Origin of the sequence: Fodinicola feengrottensis (assembly GCF_039530045.1) — a bacterium.
Classification (GTDB): domain Bacteria; phylum Actinomycetota; class Actinomycetes; order Mycobacteriales; family HKI-0501; genus Fodinicola; species Fodinicola feengrottensis.
The window spans coordinates 44649-59965 of the sequence record NZ_BAAANY010000009.1 but is presented as its reverse complement, the minus strand read 5'-3'; the positions used below and the strand labels follow the sequence as shown (position 1 = coordinate 59965).

General features: G+C 67.8%; 16 protein-coding genes. 12 read left to right on the top strand and 4 right to left on the bottom strand.

All coding sequences use genetic code 11. From position 1 onward, the window contains the following. Nucleotides 1–171: 171 nt before the first annotated feature. The gene (locus tag ABD301_RS12825) at nt 172–987 is read right to left on the bottom strand and encodes a DUF427 domain-containing protein (RefSeq protein WP_163569488.1); all 816 of its coding nucleotides are present in this window, start codon (nt 985–987) and stop codon (nt 172–174) included. A gap of 54 nt (nt 988–1041) precedes the next feature. Between ABD301_RS12825 and ABD301_RS12820 the strand changes: the two genes are divergently transcribed. Then, a complete protein-coding gene (locus ABD301_RS12820; RefSeq protein ID WP_279581107.1) occupies nt 1042–1656 on the top strand; it encodes a DUF1684 domain-containing protein in 615 nt (204 codons plus the stop codon). Nucleotides 1657–1683: 27 nt separating this feature from the next. On the opposite strand, the gene ABD301_RS12815 is transcribed toward ABD301_RS12820, so the two are convergent. Then, the gene (locus tag ABD301_RS12815) at nt 1684–2907 is read right to left on the bottom strand and encodes a metal-dependent hydrolase family protein (protein ID WP_344310147.1); all 1224 of its coding nucleotides are present in this window, start codon (nt 2905–2907) and stop codon (nt 1684–1686) included. 150 nt (nt 2908–3057) lie between these two features. Here ABD301_RS12815 and ABD301_RS12810 point away from each other — a divergent pair, with 150 nt between their 5' ends. The 8 genes from ABD301_RS12810 to ABD301_RS12775 all read left to right on the top strand — a co-directional run bounded on the left by ABD301_RS12810 (nt 3058) and on the right by ABD301_RS12775 (nt 12240). Next, complete coding sequence (locus ABD301_RS12810; RefSeq protein ID WP_344310145.1) at nt 3058–4110, top strand: MerR family transcriptional regulator; 1053 nt, start codon at nt 3058–3060, stop codon at nt 4108–4110. Further along, entirely contained in the window at nt 4107–4976 is an 870-nt protein-coding gene (locus ABD301_RS12805; RefSeq protein ID WP_344310143.1) for an MFS transporter, read from the top strand. The genes ABD301_RS12810 and ABD301_RS12805 overlap by 4 nt, the downstream gene beginning before the upstream one ends. After that, nucleotides 4976–5326 (top strand): hypothetical protein, encoded by a 351-nt coding sequence (locus ABD301_RS12800; RefSeq protein ID WP_344310141.1) that lies wholly within the window; start codon nt 4976–4978, stop codon nt 5324–5326. Before ABD301_RS12805 ends, ABD301_RS12800 begins: the two co-directional genes overlap by 1 nt. A gap of 65 nt (nt 5327–5391) precedes the next feature. Next, complete coding sequence (locus tag ABD301_RS12795) at nt 5392–6441, top strand: aldo/keto reductase (RefSeq protein WP_344310139.1); 1050 nt, start codon at nt 5392–5394, stop codon at nt 6439–6441. Between the two features lie 97 nt (nt 6442–6538). Next, complete coding sequence (locus ABD301_RS12790; RefSeq protein WP_163569486.1) at nt 6539–7180, top strand: TetR/AcrR family transcriptional regulator; 642 nt, start codon at nt 6539–6541, stop codon at nt 7178–7180. Nucleotides 7181–7212: 32 nt separating this feature from the next. Further along, nucleotides 7213–9966 (top strand): ATP-binding protein, encoded by a 2754-nt coding sequence (locus tag ABD301_RS12785; RefSeq protein ID WP_344310136.1) that lies wholly within the window; start codon nt 7213–7215, stop codon nt 9964–9966. A 462-nt stretch (nt 9967–10428) separates the two neighbouring features. After that, nucleotides 10429–10992, top strand: coding sequence for an alpha/beta hydrolase (locus ABD301_RS12780; RefSeq protein ID WP_344310134.1), 564 nt, complete (start codon nt 10429–10431; stop codon nt 10990–10992). A 45-nt stretch (nt 10993–11037) separates the two neighbouring features. After that, entirely contained in the window at nt 11038–12240 is a 1203-nt protein-coding gene (locus ABD301_RS12775; protein ID WP_344310132.1) for an amidohydrolase family protein, read from the top strand. Between the two features lie 11 nt (nt 12241–12251). Here the strand turns inward: ABD301_RS12775 and ABD301_RS12770 are convergent, their stop codons facing one another. Both ABD301_RS12770 and ABD301_RS12765 read right to left on the bottom strand, forming a co-directional pair. Continuing rightward, nucleotides 12252–12575 carry a putative quinol monooxygenase gene (locus ABD301_RS12770; protein WP_344310130.1) on the bottom strand — a complete coding sequence of 108 codons (324 nt, stop codon included), beginning with the start codon at nt 12573–12575 and terminating at the stop codon, nt 12252–12254. A gap of 90 nt (nt 12576–12665) precedes the next feature. Beyond that, nucleotides 12666–13097, bottom strand: coding sequence for a DUF6069 family protein (locus tag ABD301_RS12765; protein ID WP_163569484.1), 432 nt, complete (start codon nt 13095–13097; stop codon nt 12666–12668). Nucleotides 13098–13234: 137 nt separating this feature from the next. Between ABD301_RS12765 and ABD301_RS12760 the strand changes: the two genes are divergently transcribed. The 3 genes from ABD301_RS12760 (at nt 13235) to ABD301_RS12750 (ending at nt 15313) form a co-directional block, all read left to right on the top strand. After that, a complete protein-coding gene (locus ABD301_RS12760; RefSeq protein ID WP_344310127.1) occupies nt 13235–14302 on the top strand; it encodes an ATP-dependent DNA ligase in 1068 nt (355 codons plus the stop codon). A 62-nt stretch (nt 14303–14364) separates the two neighbouring features. Beyond that, nucleotides 14365–14796: a nitroreductase/quinone reductase family protein gene (locus ABD301_RS12755; RefSeq protein ID WP_163569483.1), complete on the top strand. Its 432-nt coding sequence runs from the start codon at nt 14365–14367 to the stop codon at nt 14794–14796. Between the two features lie 10 nt (nt 14797–14806). Beyond that, nucleotides 14807–15313, top strand: coding sequence for a DinB family protein (locus ABD301_RS12750; protein WP_163569482.1), 507 nt, complete (start codon nt 14807–14809; stop codon nt 15311–15313). Nucleotides 15314–15317: the final 4 nt, after the last annotated feature.

Here is a 15317-nt window from a genome sequence, read left to right as displayed (position 1 = left end):
CGCAGCCGCTATCGGACTCCGAGGCTGACCCCGGGGGTGCTCGTTCTCATCGGGGAACATCTCCTTCGTGGCGATCTGACCCGCTCAGATCTGACCCATTCAGCATGCGCCAGCTCACTGCCGTCTCGCTTACGGCCGACTGTGGTTCCGCTGACCTGGGCGAATGCGCTGTTAGGAGAAGTGGGTGACGGGCCGCGGCAAGGCGCTGCCGTCGACGCTGATGTCGACTTTCTCGTTGTAGAAGGCCATCAGGCCGGTGATCGGCAGCAGCTGGCGGGTCGGGAAGTCGTACGCCCACGCCAGGTCCGCATGCAGAGCGTCACCGATCTTGACCGACCAGTAGCCACTGGTATTTCCCTTGTACGGGCACGCTGTGACGGTGTCGGTGGGCACCAGGTGCTCGAAATTCACGTCAGTCCGGTTGAGGTAGTAGCGAGTCGGCAGCCCGGTCTCGAAGACCATCACTGGAGACGACGACTCGGCGAGTACCGCCCCTTCGAGTTCGACGCGCACGGTCCTGGTCGACCGGAGGGCGTCGACGCGCGTGTACGGACTGCGCGGGTGGACGAAAACCTGCTCGTCCTCCTCGAACCACGCGTCCAGCGCCGCCCAGTCGAACCGGACGGTGCCAGCCAGCCCCGCCAGCGCGTCGTCGCCGTAGACCCGCGCGGACTCCGGTCGTACGACAGAGCCCGCCCGCAGGCCGTGCCGGCGCGCGGTGCCGCGCTTCAGCCTCTGGGTGTGCTGCTCGTCCACCAGCATTTCGGGATTCACGTCGGCGACCGGCACGTAATACTGCGGATAGCTCGGCCACTCCCAGACGTAGAGCGCGCGCGTCGTGTCGAAGACCAGTTGCCCGCCGAGGAAGCCGCGCACCCGGCGAGGACACGGCTCGATGTGGTCGGTCGCGACGATCATCTGCGGGTAGTCAGCCACGGGTGTCTCTCGATCCGGTCGCGGGTGGGCTTGCCGCTCCCACTTTTCCATGGAACCGTTCTGCCGCCAGTTGCGAACGCTGGTCGACGACCGGAGGAGGAGCCCGTGGCGGCACTGCCCGACTCGGACGTATCGGATCTCGCGCTGCTGGACTGGCGTCGCCGGGTGGCTGAGCTTTACGCGGCCGTACGAGCGGCCAAAAACCCGGCGGATGGTCACGCGCTGTGGCGGGCCGGCCGGGACGAGCTGTTCCAGCGGCACTCGCAGAGCCCGCTCACCGACGACCACCCGATGCGCGAGACTGGTGTGCCTTATTGGCCGTACGACCCGAGTCTGCGGTTCGAGCTGGACCTGCTGCTCGTCGATGACGCGACGACGTTGGATGTGCCGACAGACGGCGAGGGGACCACCACCATGCGCCGGATCGGTCAGGTGGAGTTGTTGGGCTCGCGCGTGGACGTGTGGTGGCTCAGGCAATATGCGGGCGGAGTTTTCCTGCCACTACGAGATGGCACCGCTGCCGACACCAGTTACGGTGGCGGCCGTTATCTCTTGGACACAGCCAAAAGCGCCGATCTTGGCGGCGGGGCGAAAAGCCTGGTCGTCGACCTCAACTTCCTTTACCACCCGTCCTGTCGCTATAACCCCGCCTGGCAATGCCCGCTCGCGCCGCCCGGCAACCGCGTTTCCTTTGCGGTTCAGGCTGGCGAACGTCTTTAAGATCCGTCCTGGAATGCCGGCGGTGTCTTAAACCAGCTGTCCGTCGCGGGCTACCAGTTGTCCGTTTTTCCACACCTGGCTGACATTCGCGGCGAGGTGGTTCAGCTCGTACGCATCGCCGGCCACGATCGCCAGGTCGGCGCGATAGCCGGTGGCCAACCGGCCGAACTGGTCGCCGTAGCCGAGCAGCTCAGCGGCCGACGACGTGGTTGCCGCCAGCACCTGGCCGGGACTCATGCCGCAGCCCGCCATCAGCGGCAGCTCGTCCAGGTTCGTGCCATGCGGACCGACCCCACTGTCGGTGCCCATCGCGATCTTGACACCCGCTGCGACCGCCCGGCGGACCGAGTCGACGTGGACCTCGATGACTTCTTTTGACTTGCGCACAGCCGATTCCGGCACACTTGCGCCGGCCTGCGCGGCCCTGATCACGCTGACCGGCGCGACCAGCGTGGGCACCAGCCAGGTCCCGTTGGCGAGCATCAGCTCGATCGCTTCGTCGTCAAGGTAGATGCCGTGCTCGATGGACCGGATGCCGGCTCGTACGGCGTTTTTGATGCCCTCGGTGCCCTGCGCGTGGGCCATCACGTACCGGCCCTGCATCGCCGCCTCGGTGACCAGCACCTCCAGCTCGGCCGGCGTCAGCTGGGTGTGCCGCGGGTCGTCGGTCGGCGACAGCACACCGCCAGTGGTGGCGACCTTGATCACGTCCGCGCCAGCTCGCAGGATTTCCCGCGCCACCTTGCGAATTTCGGCCGGCCCGTCGGCGATGCCGCTCGGTCGGCCTGGATGCGGCACGCCCAGCGGCAGGCAGAGCCCGGACGGCATCCAGCCGTCGCCGTGGCCGCCGGTCTGGCTCACCATGGAGACCGCGATCTGCATGCGTGGACCAGGAATCAGCCCATCTTCCACCGCTTTCTTGATGCCCAGATCGGCCCCGGCCGCGTCTCGTACCGTGGTGATGCCGACCGCGAGCGTACGGGCCAGATTCTGGGCGGCCTGGTAGAACTGGTACGAAAACGGGTTCTCCACCCGGCTTTTGATGGTCACGTCCGAAACCGTCACGTGCACATGGCAGTCGATCAGGCCAGGCAACAAAGTCATGCCGGTGCAGTCGACGACCTGCTCCGGACCGTGAAGGCCAGCGCCGATTTCGACGATCCGGTCACCCTCGACGACCAGGTCGGCGGCCACCGGATCGGCGCCACTGCCGTCGAAGACCTTCCCGCCGCTGAACAGAATCCGTGCCATTTCCTACCTCCGTGCCGGGGTCCCCGCAGGCCACTCTTTCACAGCCCGAGCGGCGCTCAACCAGTCCGAACTGGCCGGCTCGGGCTCGAGGATGGACCTTGTCCCCGGGGGAAGCCGCACCATCGGGACACCGGCCGGAAGGAGCTGACTGTGGAGCTGGTGACGATTGGGGCGTTTGCCCGGATGGCGCGGTTGTCGGCCAAGGCGCTGCGACTATATGACGAGCTGGGGTTGTTGCGGCCGGCCGAGGTGGACGAGGGCAACGGCTATCGCTATTACGATCCGGCGCAGGTCGAGCGGGCCCGGCTGATCGCGTGGCTGCGCCGGCTGGACATGCCGTTGGCGCGGATCCGGCTGGTTTGCGAGCTGCCGGCGGCCGCCGCGGCCAGCGAGGTGGCCGCGTACTGGCAGCGGGTGGTCGCGGACACGGCCGCTCGCGAACAGCTCGCCACGTTTCTGATCGACCATCTTTCCGGGCGGGACACCGATATTGGGGAGGCTGCGCTGGCGATTCGGTACGCGGCTAGGTCGGCGGTCGGGATGGTGCGTACGAGCAATGAGGACATCGCCTTTGCCGGCGAGCGGCTGTGGGCGGTGGCCGACGGCGTCGGCGGCCGGGCCGGCGGGTTGGCCAGCGAAGCGGCGGTGAACGCGTTGAAACCGCTGGAAAATCTGGCCGTACCGACCGCGGAGTTGTTGAATGTGTTGGCAGACGCGGTCGACCGCGCTACCGAGGCGGTCCGGGAAATCGGCGCGAAGGCGGCGACCACGCTCACCGCCGCGTTGTGGTCGGGCACCCGACTGGCGCTCGTCCATGTTGGTGACTCGCGTGCCTACTTGTTGCGTGCGGGCGATCTTTTCCACTTCACCCACGATCACACATACGTGCAGGCAATGGTCGATGAAGGCCGGCTCACCGCCGCCGAGGCCGAGTCGCATCCCGACCGGGCACTGCTGGTCCAGGCAGTAGGCGGTAAGACCGAGCCACGACCGGACTTCTCGCTGCATTCCGCGGTCGCGGGAGACCGTTATTTGCTTTGCTCTGACGGCCTTTCCCGAGTGGTGGAGGAAAGTTCGCTGCGAGCCGCACTGGCCGGTCCGGGCGAACCGGCACGGATCGTGGACGAGTTGATCCGGCTCGCGTACGAGTCGGGCGCGCCGGACAACATCGCGTGCGTCGTCGCCGACGTGGTGAAAGTGTGACGCTGCTGGACTACGCCGTCGACGTACGACCCCTGCGAATTCCGGCGTTCCGCCGATTGTGGCTCGCGTCGGTGGTGTCGGCGGTGGGTGGTTCGTTCAGCATTATCGCCATCCCGAACCAGCTGTTCGCGATGACCGCCTCGTCGGCTGCGGTGGGCGGTGCGGCGGCGGTCTCGTTCTTGACGCTGGTGGTGGCAGCGCTGTGGGGTGGCGTGCTGGCGGACACGTTGGATCGGCGCCGGGTGCTGGTGATCGCGCAGGCGGGGCTGGCGGTGACGTATTTGCTGCTGTGGCTGCAGGCCGTGGGGAACGTCCGGTCGGTCGTGGTCCTGATGGCACTGGTGGCATGCGAAGGAGTGAGTTTTGGCGTCACGCTGGCAACAATGGGTGCCGCGGTGCCCCGGGTGGTGCCGGTGGAGCTGCTGCCGGCCGCGAACAGCCTCAGCTCGCTGGTCCGCTCCTGCGGTGCGATAGTCGGGCCTCTGCTCGCCGGCGTGTTGATCCCAATGGTCGGGCTGGGATGGCTCTATTTCTTCGACATGCTGGCACTTTTCATGGTCCTGTGGGCGATCCTTCGGCTGCCCGCGATTCCGGCGGTTCCCCGACAGCTCGCAGCCTCCGTTGTCAGCCAGGTGACCGAAGGTTGCTGCTACCTGCTCACCCACCGTCTGCTGGTGGCGATTCTTGGTGTGGACCTGGCCGCGATGGTTTTCGGGAATCCAGTGGCTCTCTTCCCGGAGTTGGCGGCGCGTACGTACGGCGGAGGTTTCGCCTTGGGACTGCTCTATGCCGCTTTCCCGGCCGGGGTTTCGCCGCCGGACTGGTCTCGGGCACTTTCACCCGAGCACGCCGGCATGGCGCGTTGATGGCCTGCGCGGCGATGGTCTGGGGCGTCGCGGTCGTGCTGCTCGCGCTGGCCGCCCAGCTCTGGCTCGCCGTGCTGGCCCTGCTGGTGGGCGGTGCGGTGAACTTCGTTTTGAGTACGTTCCGGAACGCGATTTCGCAGGCGTACACGGACGATGCGCTGCGCGGGCGGATCCAGGGCGCGTTGACCGTCGTCCTGGTCGGCGGGCCGCAGCTGGGCAACGTGCTGCACGGACTCGCCGGCGCGGGTTTCGGAGCTCGCTGGGCGATGGGGGTAGGCGGCGCGCTCACGGTCTGTGCGGTCGCGCTGATCGTTTGTACGGTGCCGGAACTGGGGCGCTATCGGGCTTGACCTAGAGTCGACTCTAGGTTCTAGCGTGAGGCGTGATCACGTACGACCACAAAAGGAGCAACACTGTGCGTTACCGCGTTCTCGGCGGCACCGGCATCGAGGTGAGCGTCCACTGCCTCGGCACCATGATGCTCGGCGCGGTCGGCAACCCCGATCACGACGACTGCGTCCGCATTGTCCACACCGCCCTCGACCAGGGCATCAACTTCGTTGACACCGCTGACATGTACTCGGCCGGAGAGTCCGAGGAGATCGTCGGCAAAGCGCTCCAGGGGCGCCGCGACGATGTCGTACTCGCCACCAAGGTGCATTTCGCGGTCGGCGAGGAAGGTCCGAACCGGAGCGGAAACTCCCGGCGCTGGATCGTCCGGGAGGTCGAGGAAAGCCTGAAGCGGCTGCGGACCGACTGGATCGACCTTTACCAGATTCACCGGCCGGACTATAAAACCGACATCGAGGAAACCCTGTCGACGCTGACGGATCTCGTCCAACAGGGGAAAATCCGCGCTTTTGGTTGCTCGACATTCGCGGCTGAGGAGATCGTGGAGGCGCACACCGTTGCCCAGCGGCGCGGCCTGATGCGGTTCCGTACGGAGCAGCCGCCGTATTCGATCCTCGCCCGTGGGGTGGAAAAGTCGGTGCTGCCGGTCGCTCAGCGGTACGGGATGGGCGTACTTGTCTGGAGTCCGCTCGCTTTTGGCTTCCTGTCTGGGAAATTTCGGAAGAACCAGCCGATTGACATGACTACCGGCCGGCCCGCGCTGCGCCCGAACCAGTTTGATCCGACGCTGCCAGCGAACGCGGCCAAGCTCGATGCCGTCGAGAAGCTCGTCGAGCTGTCCGACGACCTTGGCTGCACGCTGCCCGAACTCGCGATCGCCTTCACGGTGGCGCACCCGGGCGTCACGTCGGCGATCATCGGTCCGCGCACGATGGAACAGCTGGAAAGCGCGCTGAAGGGCGCTTCGCTCGTACTCGACGACGCGGCTCTGGACCGGATCGACGAGATCGTCGCTCCCGGCGCCAACCTCTATGAGCCCAACGGCGCCTTCGCGAACCCGGCCCTCGAGCCGGTACGCCGGCGCCGCCTCCTGACCGACCGTCCCGCCGCCTGAGTTCTGTCCGCAACGCCCCAGTGCTTGCATCTGACGCAAGCAGCGGGGCGTTGCGGGTAAATTGGAGCGCTAACTCCAGAACGGGTAAAGTGCGGGCATGGCAACAGAACCAGCGCGGCTGACCGCCAAGGGGCGGGCCACCCGGGACCGGATCGTGGGCGTGGCGTCGGAGCTGATGCTGACCCAGGGGGTCGCGCGGACCACGATCGAGGACATCCAGCGCGAGGCGAGCGTCAGCGCGTCGCAGCTTTACCACTACTTCGCCGACAAGCACGCGCTCGTACACGCGGTCATCGAGCGGCAGACCACCGACGTGCTCGGCTTCCAGCGGCTCGCGCTGGACCGGCTGGACAGTTTCGCTGCCCTTCAGGAGTGGCGAGACATGGCGGTTGCCGTTATGGAACAGCGCAACTGTACGGGCGGATGTCCGCTGGGCACCCTCGCCAGCGAGCTCGCCGAGACCGACCCGGCGGCTCGCGACGAGCTGGCGACTTCCTTTGGCCGCTGGGAAAAGCTGCTGCGCGACGGACTCGCGGCGATGCGTACGCGGGGAGAACTGGTCCCGGAAGCGGACCCCGACCGGCTCGCGCTCGCGCTGCTCGCCGCGGTCCAGGGTGGCTTGCTGCTCAGCCAGACCCGGCGCGATTCGTTGCCGCTGGAGGTGGCTCTGGACACCTCGATCGCGTACGTGCGCACCTTCGCGCCGTCGAACTGGGGGTCCGGCCAACGCGTTGGCTAGCCTGGGAGCCTCACCACAGCTGAGGGGGACCGGTGGCGCGGCAGTTCGTCGGACGGGAGCGTGAGCGGCAGCTGCTGGACGCCCGGCTGCGGGACGCGCTGGCTGGCGATGGGCAAGTGGTGCTGGTCGCCGGCGAGCCCGGTGTCGGCAAGACCGCGCTCGCCGAATTTGCCGTCACAAGAGCCAAAAGTCTGGACATGACGGTCGGGTGGGGACGGGCCACCGAAGAGGAGGGCAGTCCGCCGTACTGGCCGTTCCGTCAGGTCGTGAAGGCGACTGGTGGCGTCGGAGTTGAGCTTTGGGATCCGCGGGCGGACCGTGGACCGGGCGAGCGGTTCCGGCTTTTCCAGGCGGTGACGGAGTTCCTGCTGGCGGCGGCCCAGCCGGCCGGGTTGCTGGTGGTGCTCGACGACCTGCAGTGGGCGGATCCCGCGTCGGTACTTTTGTTGGTGCACCTGGCAAGAAACGTGGCTGGCTCCCGGCTGGCGGTGCTCGGCACCTTCCGGCACACCGAAACCGGCGGGCTGCGGGCCGGCCTCGCCGAGCTGGCGCGCGAGTCGGCGGTCAGCCGGATCCGGCTGGACGGCCTGACCGAAACCGAGGTCGGGCAGCAGCTGGCCGGGGTGACCGGGTGGGCCGTGCCGGCCACCGTGGCCGCCGCGATTTGCGAGCGTACGCAGGGAAATCCGTTCTTCGTTGCCGAGTTGGGGCGGCTGCTGGGCAGCTCCGGCGAGGTGGCGGCGGAGCTGCCAGCGGGCGTACGGGATGCCGTACGGGCCCGGCTTGGCCGGCTGTCTGCGGACTGCGCGGCGGTGGTGTCGGCCGCCGCCGTCCTCGGGTCCGAGCTGGACCCGACCGCGCTCGCGGCGGTCGCCGACCGGTCCGTGGCTCAGGTGCTGGCGGCCGTCGACGAGGCGACTGGCGCCGGGATCCTGACCGCCGGTGCCTTCGCGCACGACCTCATCCGCGAGGCGGCTCGGCTGGAGGTGGCCACCGTCGAGCGGCTCCAGCTGCACGAGCGGATGGCCGAATTCCTGATGGGTCGCAGCGATGCGGACGCGCGGATCGGGCAGATCGCGTTCCATCTGCTGGAGGCGCTGCCGACCGGGGACGCGGCGCTCGCCGTCGACTGGGCCGAGCGGGCCGCCGGACAGGCGATGGACCAGCTCGCCTGGGAGGAGGCTGGCACGCTTTACGGGCGAGCGCTGGCCGCCGGCGGGCCGCTCGGGGTAGCTGACCGCTGCCGGTTGTTGCTGGCCAGGGCACAAGCGCTGGTCAAGGCGTACGACGTGGACGCGGCCCGGAAAGCGCTGCTCGCGGCCGCGGACCTCGCCCGTACGGTCGGCGACACCGAGACCATCGCGCGCGCTTCGCTCACGATGGAAGGCGTCACCGACTTCGTCTGGGACGAGACCGGCCGGGCGCTCTGCGATGAGGCGTTGGCCGCAATGCCGACCCAGGACAGTGCCGTACGAGCGAGGCTGCTGGCCCAGCAGGTGGCTTCGGACTCCTGGCGGACCCTCGCGCACGCCGAAGCGCAGTCGGCCGAGGCGCTCGAGATGGCCGAGCGGGTGGGTGACCGGCGGGCCTTGGTCGAGGCGCTCCGGGCCCGGCAGTTCGCTCGCAGCGGCCCAGACGGCGCTCGTGACCGGCTGGCGCTGGGCGACCGCCTGCTCGAGGTCGGCGGCGGGTTGGACGACGACGCGATCCTGTGGGGCCGGTTGTGGCGGTTCGACGCGTACGTACAACTGGGGGACATCGACCGTGCCGAAGCGGAGCTGGTGCCGATCGCGGCGGCGGCCGAGCGGATCAAGTCGCCGCTGGCCCGCTGGCATGCCGTACGGTCACAGGCCGCTATCGCGCTCGGGTGTGGCCGGTTCGCCGAAGCTGAGACGCTCGGCCGTCGGGTCGAGGCGCTCGCGCGACAGGCCGGACATGAGGGCGCTTTGCTGCCGTCACTTGGCTTTTTGTTGTCCCTGCGGGCGATGACCGGTGACGAGACGGCAGTGCGCGACGAGGTCCTTGAGGCGCACGGCGATGCGATGGCGATGGCGTCGCTGCGGGCGGTCGGGGCCGTGTGGAAGCTCACCACTGGCCGCCGCGACGAGGCCCTGCGGCTTTACCGGACGTTGCCGCCGCTCGCCTCAGTGCCCGGCTTCGTGTTGCTGCCGGCCGCCGGTGGCACCGCTGATCTGGCCGCCGAGTTTGGGGACGCCGAGACTTCGGCGCAGGCGTACCGGATGCTGTCGCCGTACGCCGACCTCTTCGTCTGCGGTGGCGCCGGGATCGTCGCGGTCAGCGGTTCGGTCCGGCTGCCACTGGGCGTCGCGGCGACCACTATGGGCCGTTACGAAGACGCTGTCCGGCACCTGCGGGCGGCCGTCGACATCAATGAGAAGGCCGGCATGCGGCCGTACGCGATCACTGCCACCTATCGGCTCGCGGATGCGCTGACCAGGCGAAACCGTACTGGCGACCGGCTGGAGGCGGCTGCCCTCGCGGTGTTGGCGGCCAGCCGGGCGGGCGACTTGGGCATGCTGTCGCTGGCGCGAAAGGCGCAGGAGCTGGCCAGCTCGTTGGCCGGCCGGGCGAAGGGACCGCTCAGCCGCCGGGAGCGGGAGGTTGCCGAGTTGGTTCGGCAGGGCCTGACCAACCGGCAGATCGCCGCCACCGCGTATATCAGCGAGCGCACCGCCGAAACCCACGTGCAGCACATTCTCGCCAAGCTCGGGTTCACCAACCGCGCGCAGATCGCCGCCTGGGTCGCCTCCGAGGAGTCGCGGTAGTCGACCGACCATGATCACCACAGGAGCGCACACTTATCGGGCAACTCTGACGACCCGGCAAACCCGGGTGCGGCGCGAAACTGTCGTACCCACCCTGTTTTCTTACCCCCACCCAGTGAACGGGGCGGGGGGTGGGTCAAGAGGTAGACCTTAATTTTTAGTTGAACATCGGTCCGCAAACCCGCCCCCCGCCCGTTCACTGGGTGGGGGCAAATCTGCCGGAGGGGTACGACAGTTTCGCGCCGCTACGGCGTGTCGGGCGTGGTGTCGGGGCACCTGATTAACTGCGGTAGTGACTGAGACCCCCGCCTATATGCAGCCGTTTGTTCTGGACGTTCCACAAATTAGCCCAGAAAGGCAGGCTCATTTCGATATTTACCGACCCGCGCGGACCGATGACGGCGTCGGCAGTCCGATGGCCCGCTTCCCGCCGAGGTACGGCCGGGGCCGCGAGACTGGCCGATGTATGTCGGCTATGGAGCCGCCGCGGCCGAGCGGGGCCTGGTCGGTGTCACGGTCGAGCACCGGCTGTACGGGAGCGTTGACTACGACGGCGCGGTGGAGGACGTTAGGGCCGCAGTCGAGTACGCCCAGAAGTTGGACGGGGTGGACCCCGACCGGGTGGCGCTGTGGTTCTTCTCCGGCGGCGGCCTGCTCGCCACCGACTGGCTGGCTGCTCCGCCGTCGTGGCTGCGGTGTGTCGCGCTGACCTACCCCGTCCTCGCACCGGTGCTGCCGCTCGCCCCCGCACCGCCCCACTACCAGCCGACACAGGCCCTGTCCGGGGTGGGTGACCTGCCGCTGTTGCTCACCCGAGTGGGACGAGAAGCGCCACCGATCGCCGAAACCGTGACCGCGTTCGTGGCCGAAGCCCACACCCAGGGGCGGTCCCTTGAGGTCATCGACGTGCCAGACGGTCGGCACGGTTTCGACATGCTCGACCACGACGACGACTCCCGGCGTGCGGTTCGTGCGGCTCTGTCATGGGTGACCAGGACACTAGAGATGCGTACCGGGCTTCAGTAGGACTACTGACGCCCGGAAGGTGCGTACGGCCGCACGCTGGTCGACATGACCACCACCGCGACCGAACGCCCCCGGCTCACCGTTCTGCGGGCCGCCCGGTTGTTCGACGGCACCACCGAAAAGCTGACGGCGAACCCGACGGTTCTGATCGAGAGCGGCCGGATCGTCGCCGTTGGCACCGAAATCGCGACGCCCGACGGCGCCACCGTACGAGACCTGGGCGACACGACGTTGCTGCCGGGGCTCGTCGACACGCATGTCCACCTCGCGTTCGACTCCTCAGACGACCCGGTCGGCCGGCTCGCTGGCCGCGATGACGCGGCGGCTTTCGTGGCGATGGCGACGGCCGCCCGGAACGCCGTTCGGGGCGGTGTCACCACGGTTCGGGACCTGGGCGACCGCGGCTACCTGAGCCTCGGGTTGCGGGACGCCGGCGCGTACGACCGGACGCTGCCCACCATCGTCGCCGCCGGACCGCCGATCACCACCCCTGGCGGCCACTGCCACAGCCTGGGCGGTCAGGCCAGCGGTGTCGAGGGCGTACGAGCAGCCGTACGAGCGCATGCCGAATCGGGCGTCGACGTCATCAAAATCATGGCCAGCGGCGGAAATCTCACGCCGGGGTCGCTTCCCGAGCTGCCCCAGTTCGGTCCGGCGGAGCTGCGCGCGGCGGTCGAGGAGGCGCATCGGCTCGGCCTCCCGGTCACCGCCCACGCACATGGCACGCAGGCCATCATCGACGCGGTGGAGGCGGGTGTGGACGGCATGGAACACGTCTCGTTCTTCACCGCCGACGGCGTCGACCCGGCGCCTGACGACCTGCTGCGGATTATCGCCGAGCGGGGCATCGCGATCGGCCTGACGCTCGGTTTCGTACCGATTCCCGGTGCCGTGCCGCCTCCGCCGATCGCCAAGCGGCTGCCGGGGCTGATGGCCAACGCCGGCCGGCTCTACGCGTCAGGTGCGACCGTTGTCGCTGGTACGGACGCCGGCATCGGCCCGGTCAAGCCGCCGGACGTGCTGCGTTGGGGGGTTGGCCACCTCGTACAGATCGGCATGAGCCCGTTCGAGGCATTGTCCGCCAGCACCGCCCGCGCGGCCACGGTCTGCGGCCTCGGCGACCGTAAGGGCCGGTTGGCCGCTGGCTACGACGCGGACATCCTGGCCGTCGACGGGAACCCGCTGGTCGACCCGGCCGCGCTGCACCAGCTCCGAGCCGTCTACGTACGCGGCGAATCCATGGTCTAGCCAGACACTGCCTAGTCGACGGCCATCTCGCCGAGCAGGGACCAGTCGTCCTGCTCGAGGGCCGCGTTCACGATCCGGGGTGTCTCGGCCAGGTGCGGCGGCAGCGTTTTCCGCGCCTTCTTGAAGTGGTCCGAACTCACGTGCGCGCCGCCCGCGTCGCCGTCCCGAAAGGCCTCCACCAGCACGTACTCGGTCGGATCCGCGAGGCTCCGGGACCAGTCGAACCACAGGCAGCCGGGCTCGGCCCGGGTCGCCGCGGTGAACTCGGCGGAGATCTCCGGCCACTGGTCGGCGTCTTCGGGGCGGATCCGGAACTTCGCGGTAATGAAGATCATCTGTCGTCCCTGCGGGGTCGAGGCGAGCAATCTTTCCTCGACCCTAGTCGATCTCCGTCCGGTGAAACTGTCTCAATTTAAGACACCGGTTTACCGCCGACGCAGCATGGTGAACAGTCCAACCGCGACCAGGGTGTGGATGACCCCGAGCATGATCCGGGTGCCTCCGGTGGCGGTCTCCATGCCGATGGGGACGTACGAGAGCAGCAGGACAACGGCGCCCAGCACTGCCCAGATCGCCCTGCCGTGCCGGGAAATTCGCTCCAGCAGAGCCAGCGTTCCCCAGCCAGCGAGGCCAATGACCACGGTGAGGATCATGATCTCCGGCATGCTGAAGAAATGCGGCAGCTGACTCGGCCCCGGGTCGGTGATGGCGAACTCGACGCCGAAAGCGTGCGTCACCGCGAAGGTCGTGCCGGTCGCCAGCGCGGTGCCGCCGATCGCGGCCACCCGGAACAGCCGGCGACGGGTCTTGGTGCTGGCGGCCGGGGTGGCGGTGGTGGGGAGTTCGGTGGTGGTCATTGCTGGCTCCTTGGAAGCGGTGGCTTGTTCGATGTCCCCACCTTCTCCGGAGCCACTTACCGAATCATTACGGTCGCCTTCCGACACTCAGCTGGGGGGAACTCGCGTAGCGGCTGGGGTTTGGTGACAATGGCGCCATGCAGCTTCCTGTCATGCCGCCGGTCAAGCCGATGCTGGCGAAACCAATCAAAGGCATCCCCACTGGGGCATTTAGCTATGAACCAAAATGGGACGGGTTCCGGTCGATCATCTTCCGGGACGGCGACGAGGTCGAGCTCGGCAGCCGCAACGAGAAGCCGATGACCCGGTATTTTCCCGAGCTGGTTGAGGCCTTCCGTCAGCAGTTGCCGGAAAAATGCGTGATCGACGGCGAGATCGTGGTGGTGGGCGAGAGCGGGGACCGGCTCGATTTCGAGGCGCTGCAACAGCGAATCCATCCGGCGGTGAGCCGGGTGACGATGCTTTCGGAGCGTACGCCCGCGCGCTTCATCGCTTTTGACCTGCTGGCCCACGACGACATCGACTACATGGGACGGCCGTTCGCGCAGCGGCGCGCCGCTCTCGAGCAACTGCTCCGGTCCGTCGCGCCGCCGGTCCACCTGACCCCGACCACCGCCGACGACAAGGTCGCCGGCGAGTGGTTCAACGAGTTCGAGGGCGCCGGTCTGGACGGGCTGATCGCCAAGCCGTTGGACGGCGACTACCAGCCGGACAAGCGGACGATGTTCAAGATCAAGCACGAACGTACGGCCGACTGCGTGGTCGCCGGCTACCGGCTGCACAAAAGCGGCCCGGACCGGATCGGTTCGCTGCTGCTCGGGCTGTTCAACGGCGACGGCGTGCTGGCCAGCGTCGGCGTGATCGGCGCGTTCCCGATGGTCCGTCGGCAGGAGCTGTTCCAGGAGATGCAGCCGCTGGTGACCACCTTCGATGACCACCCGTGGGCCTGGGCGAAGCAGGAGGAGGGCAACCGGACGCCCCGCAACTCCGAGGGCAGCCGGTGGGCCGCCGGCAAGGACCTGACGTTCATCCCGCTGCGACCGGAGCGGGTCGTCGAGGTCCGGTACGACCAGATGGAGGGCGTTCGGTTCCGGCACACCGCGCAGTTCGTCCGCTGGCGGGATGACCGCGAGCCGCGTTCCTGCACGTACGAGCAGCTGGACGAGCCGGTGAAGTTCGATCTGGCCCACGTTCTGGCGCCCTAGTCGTCTGTGATTCTGTAGACGCGCGTCTCGACACAGGCGGTTCCTGCGGTTACATTCCGCGCATGCCGAGCGATTTCACTCTGAAGACGATGAACGCGGTGCACCGCGGTTTCCTCAAGCTGAGCGGCGGCCGGTCCGGGTGGCGGGTCGCGAACATGCCGGTCCTGGAGCTCACCACCACCGGTCGTAAGAGCGGCCAGCAGCGGTCGGTGATGCTCACGTCGCCGCTGCAGGAGGGGGACACCATCGTCATCGTGGCGTCGCGTGGTGGTGACGACACGCACCCGGCGTGGTTTCTCAACCTGCGGGACAACCCGGAGGTTAAGGTGGCGTACAAGGGAAAACCGGCCGAGCCGATGCACGCCCGGATCGCCGACGCGCAGGAGCGCGGCCGGCTGTGGCCGCTGGTTGTCGCGGACCACAAGAACTACGCTGATTACCAGACCAAGACCAAACGTGAAATTCCGCTCGTCTTGTTGGAGCCCAAGGCATAAAGTCTGCGCAATGACCACCGAACGCCCTGAGCCGCCGCTGATCGGCGGCGAACGCGAGATGTTGCGCGGATTTCTCGATTTTCACCGGGCCACCCTCGCGATGAAATGTGACGACCTGTCCGACGAGGACCTGCGCAAGCAGTCCATGCCACCGTCCACACTTTCGTTACTGGCGCTGGTTCGGCACCTGGTCGAGGTGGAGCGTACGTGGTTCCGGATAGTCATGAATTCAGAAGACCTCACGCTGGTGTGGTCGCCCGAGAATGACTACCAGGTGGCGTACGACGCGACCAAGGCGACCCGCTCCGAGGCCTTTGCGGCCTGGCAGAACGAAGTTGAGCATTCCCGCCGGATCGAGCAGGCGGCGGAGTCCCTGGATGTGCTGGGCCACAACGCGAAATGGAAAGAGGACGTGTCCCTGCGTTTGGTCATGGTGCACATGATCAACGAATATGCCCGCCACAACGGTCACGCCGACTTCCTCCGGGAAGGCGTCGACGGGACGGTCGGCGCCTGATCTT

Bases quoted from the DNA above. Each gene is read 5' to 3' on its own strand.
- ABD301_RS12790 (WP_163569486.1), top strand. From the start codon at position 6,539: ATGGCAACAGAACCAGCGCGGCTGACCGCCAAGGGGCGGGCCACCCGG.
- ABD301_RS12825 (WP_163569488.1), bottom strand. From the start codon at position 987: ATGGAAAAGTGGGAGCGGCAAGCCCACCCGCGACCGGATCGAGAGACA.
- ABD301_RS12815 (WP_344310147.1), bottom strand. From the start codon at position 2,907: ATGGCACGGATTCTGTTCAGCGGCGGGAAGGTCTTCGACGGCAGTGGC.
- ABD301_RS12800 (WP_344310141.1), top strand. From the start codon at position 4,976: ATGGCCTGCGCGGCGATGGTCTGGGGCGTCGCGGTCGTGCTGCTCGCG.
- ABD301_RS12755 (WP_163569483.1), top strand. From the start codon at position 14,365: ATGCCGAGCGATTTCACTCTGAAGACGATGAACGCGGTGCACCGCGGT.
- ABD301_RS12760 (WP_344310127.1), top strand. From the start codon at position 13,235: ATGCAGCTTCCTGTCATGCCGCCGGTCAAGCCGATGCTGGCGAAACCA.
- ABD301_RS12780 (WP_344310134.1), top strand. From the start codon at position 10,429: ATGTATGTCGGCTATGGAGCCGCCGCGGCCGAGCGGGGCCTGGTCGGT.
- ABD301_RS12765 (WP_163569484.1), bottom strand. From the start codon at position 13,097: ATGACCACCACCGAACTCCCCACCACCGCCACCCCGGCCGCCAGCACC.
- ABD301_RS12775 (WP_344310132.1), top strand. From the start codon at position 11,038: ATGACCACCACCGCGACCGAACGCCCCCGGCTCACCGTTCTGCGGGCC.
- ABD301_RS12750 (WP_163569482.1), top strand. From the start codon at position 14,807: ATGACCACCGAACGCCCTGAGCCGCCGCTGATCGGCGGCGAACGCGAG.
- ABD301_RS12770 (WP_344310130.1), bottom strand. From the start codon at position 12,575: ATGATCTTCATTACCGCGAAGTTCCGGATCCGCCCCGAAGACGCCGAC.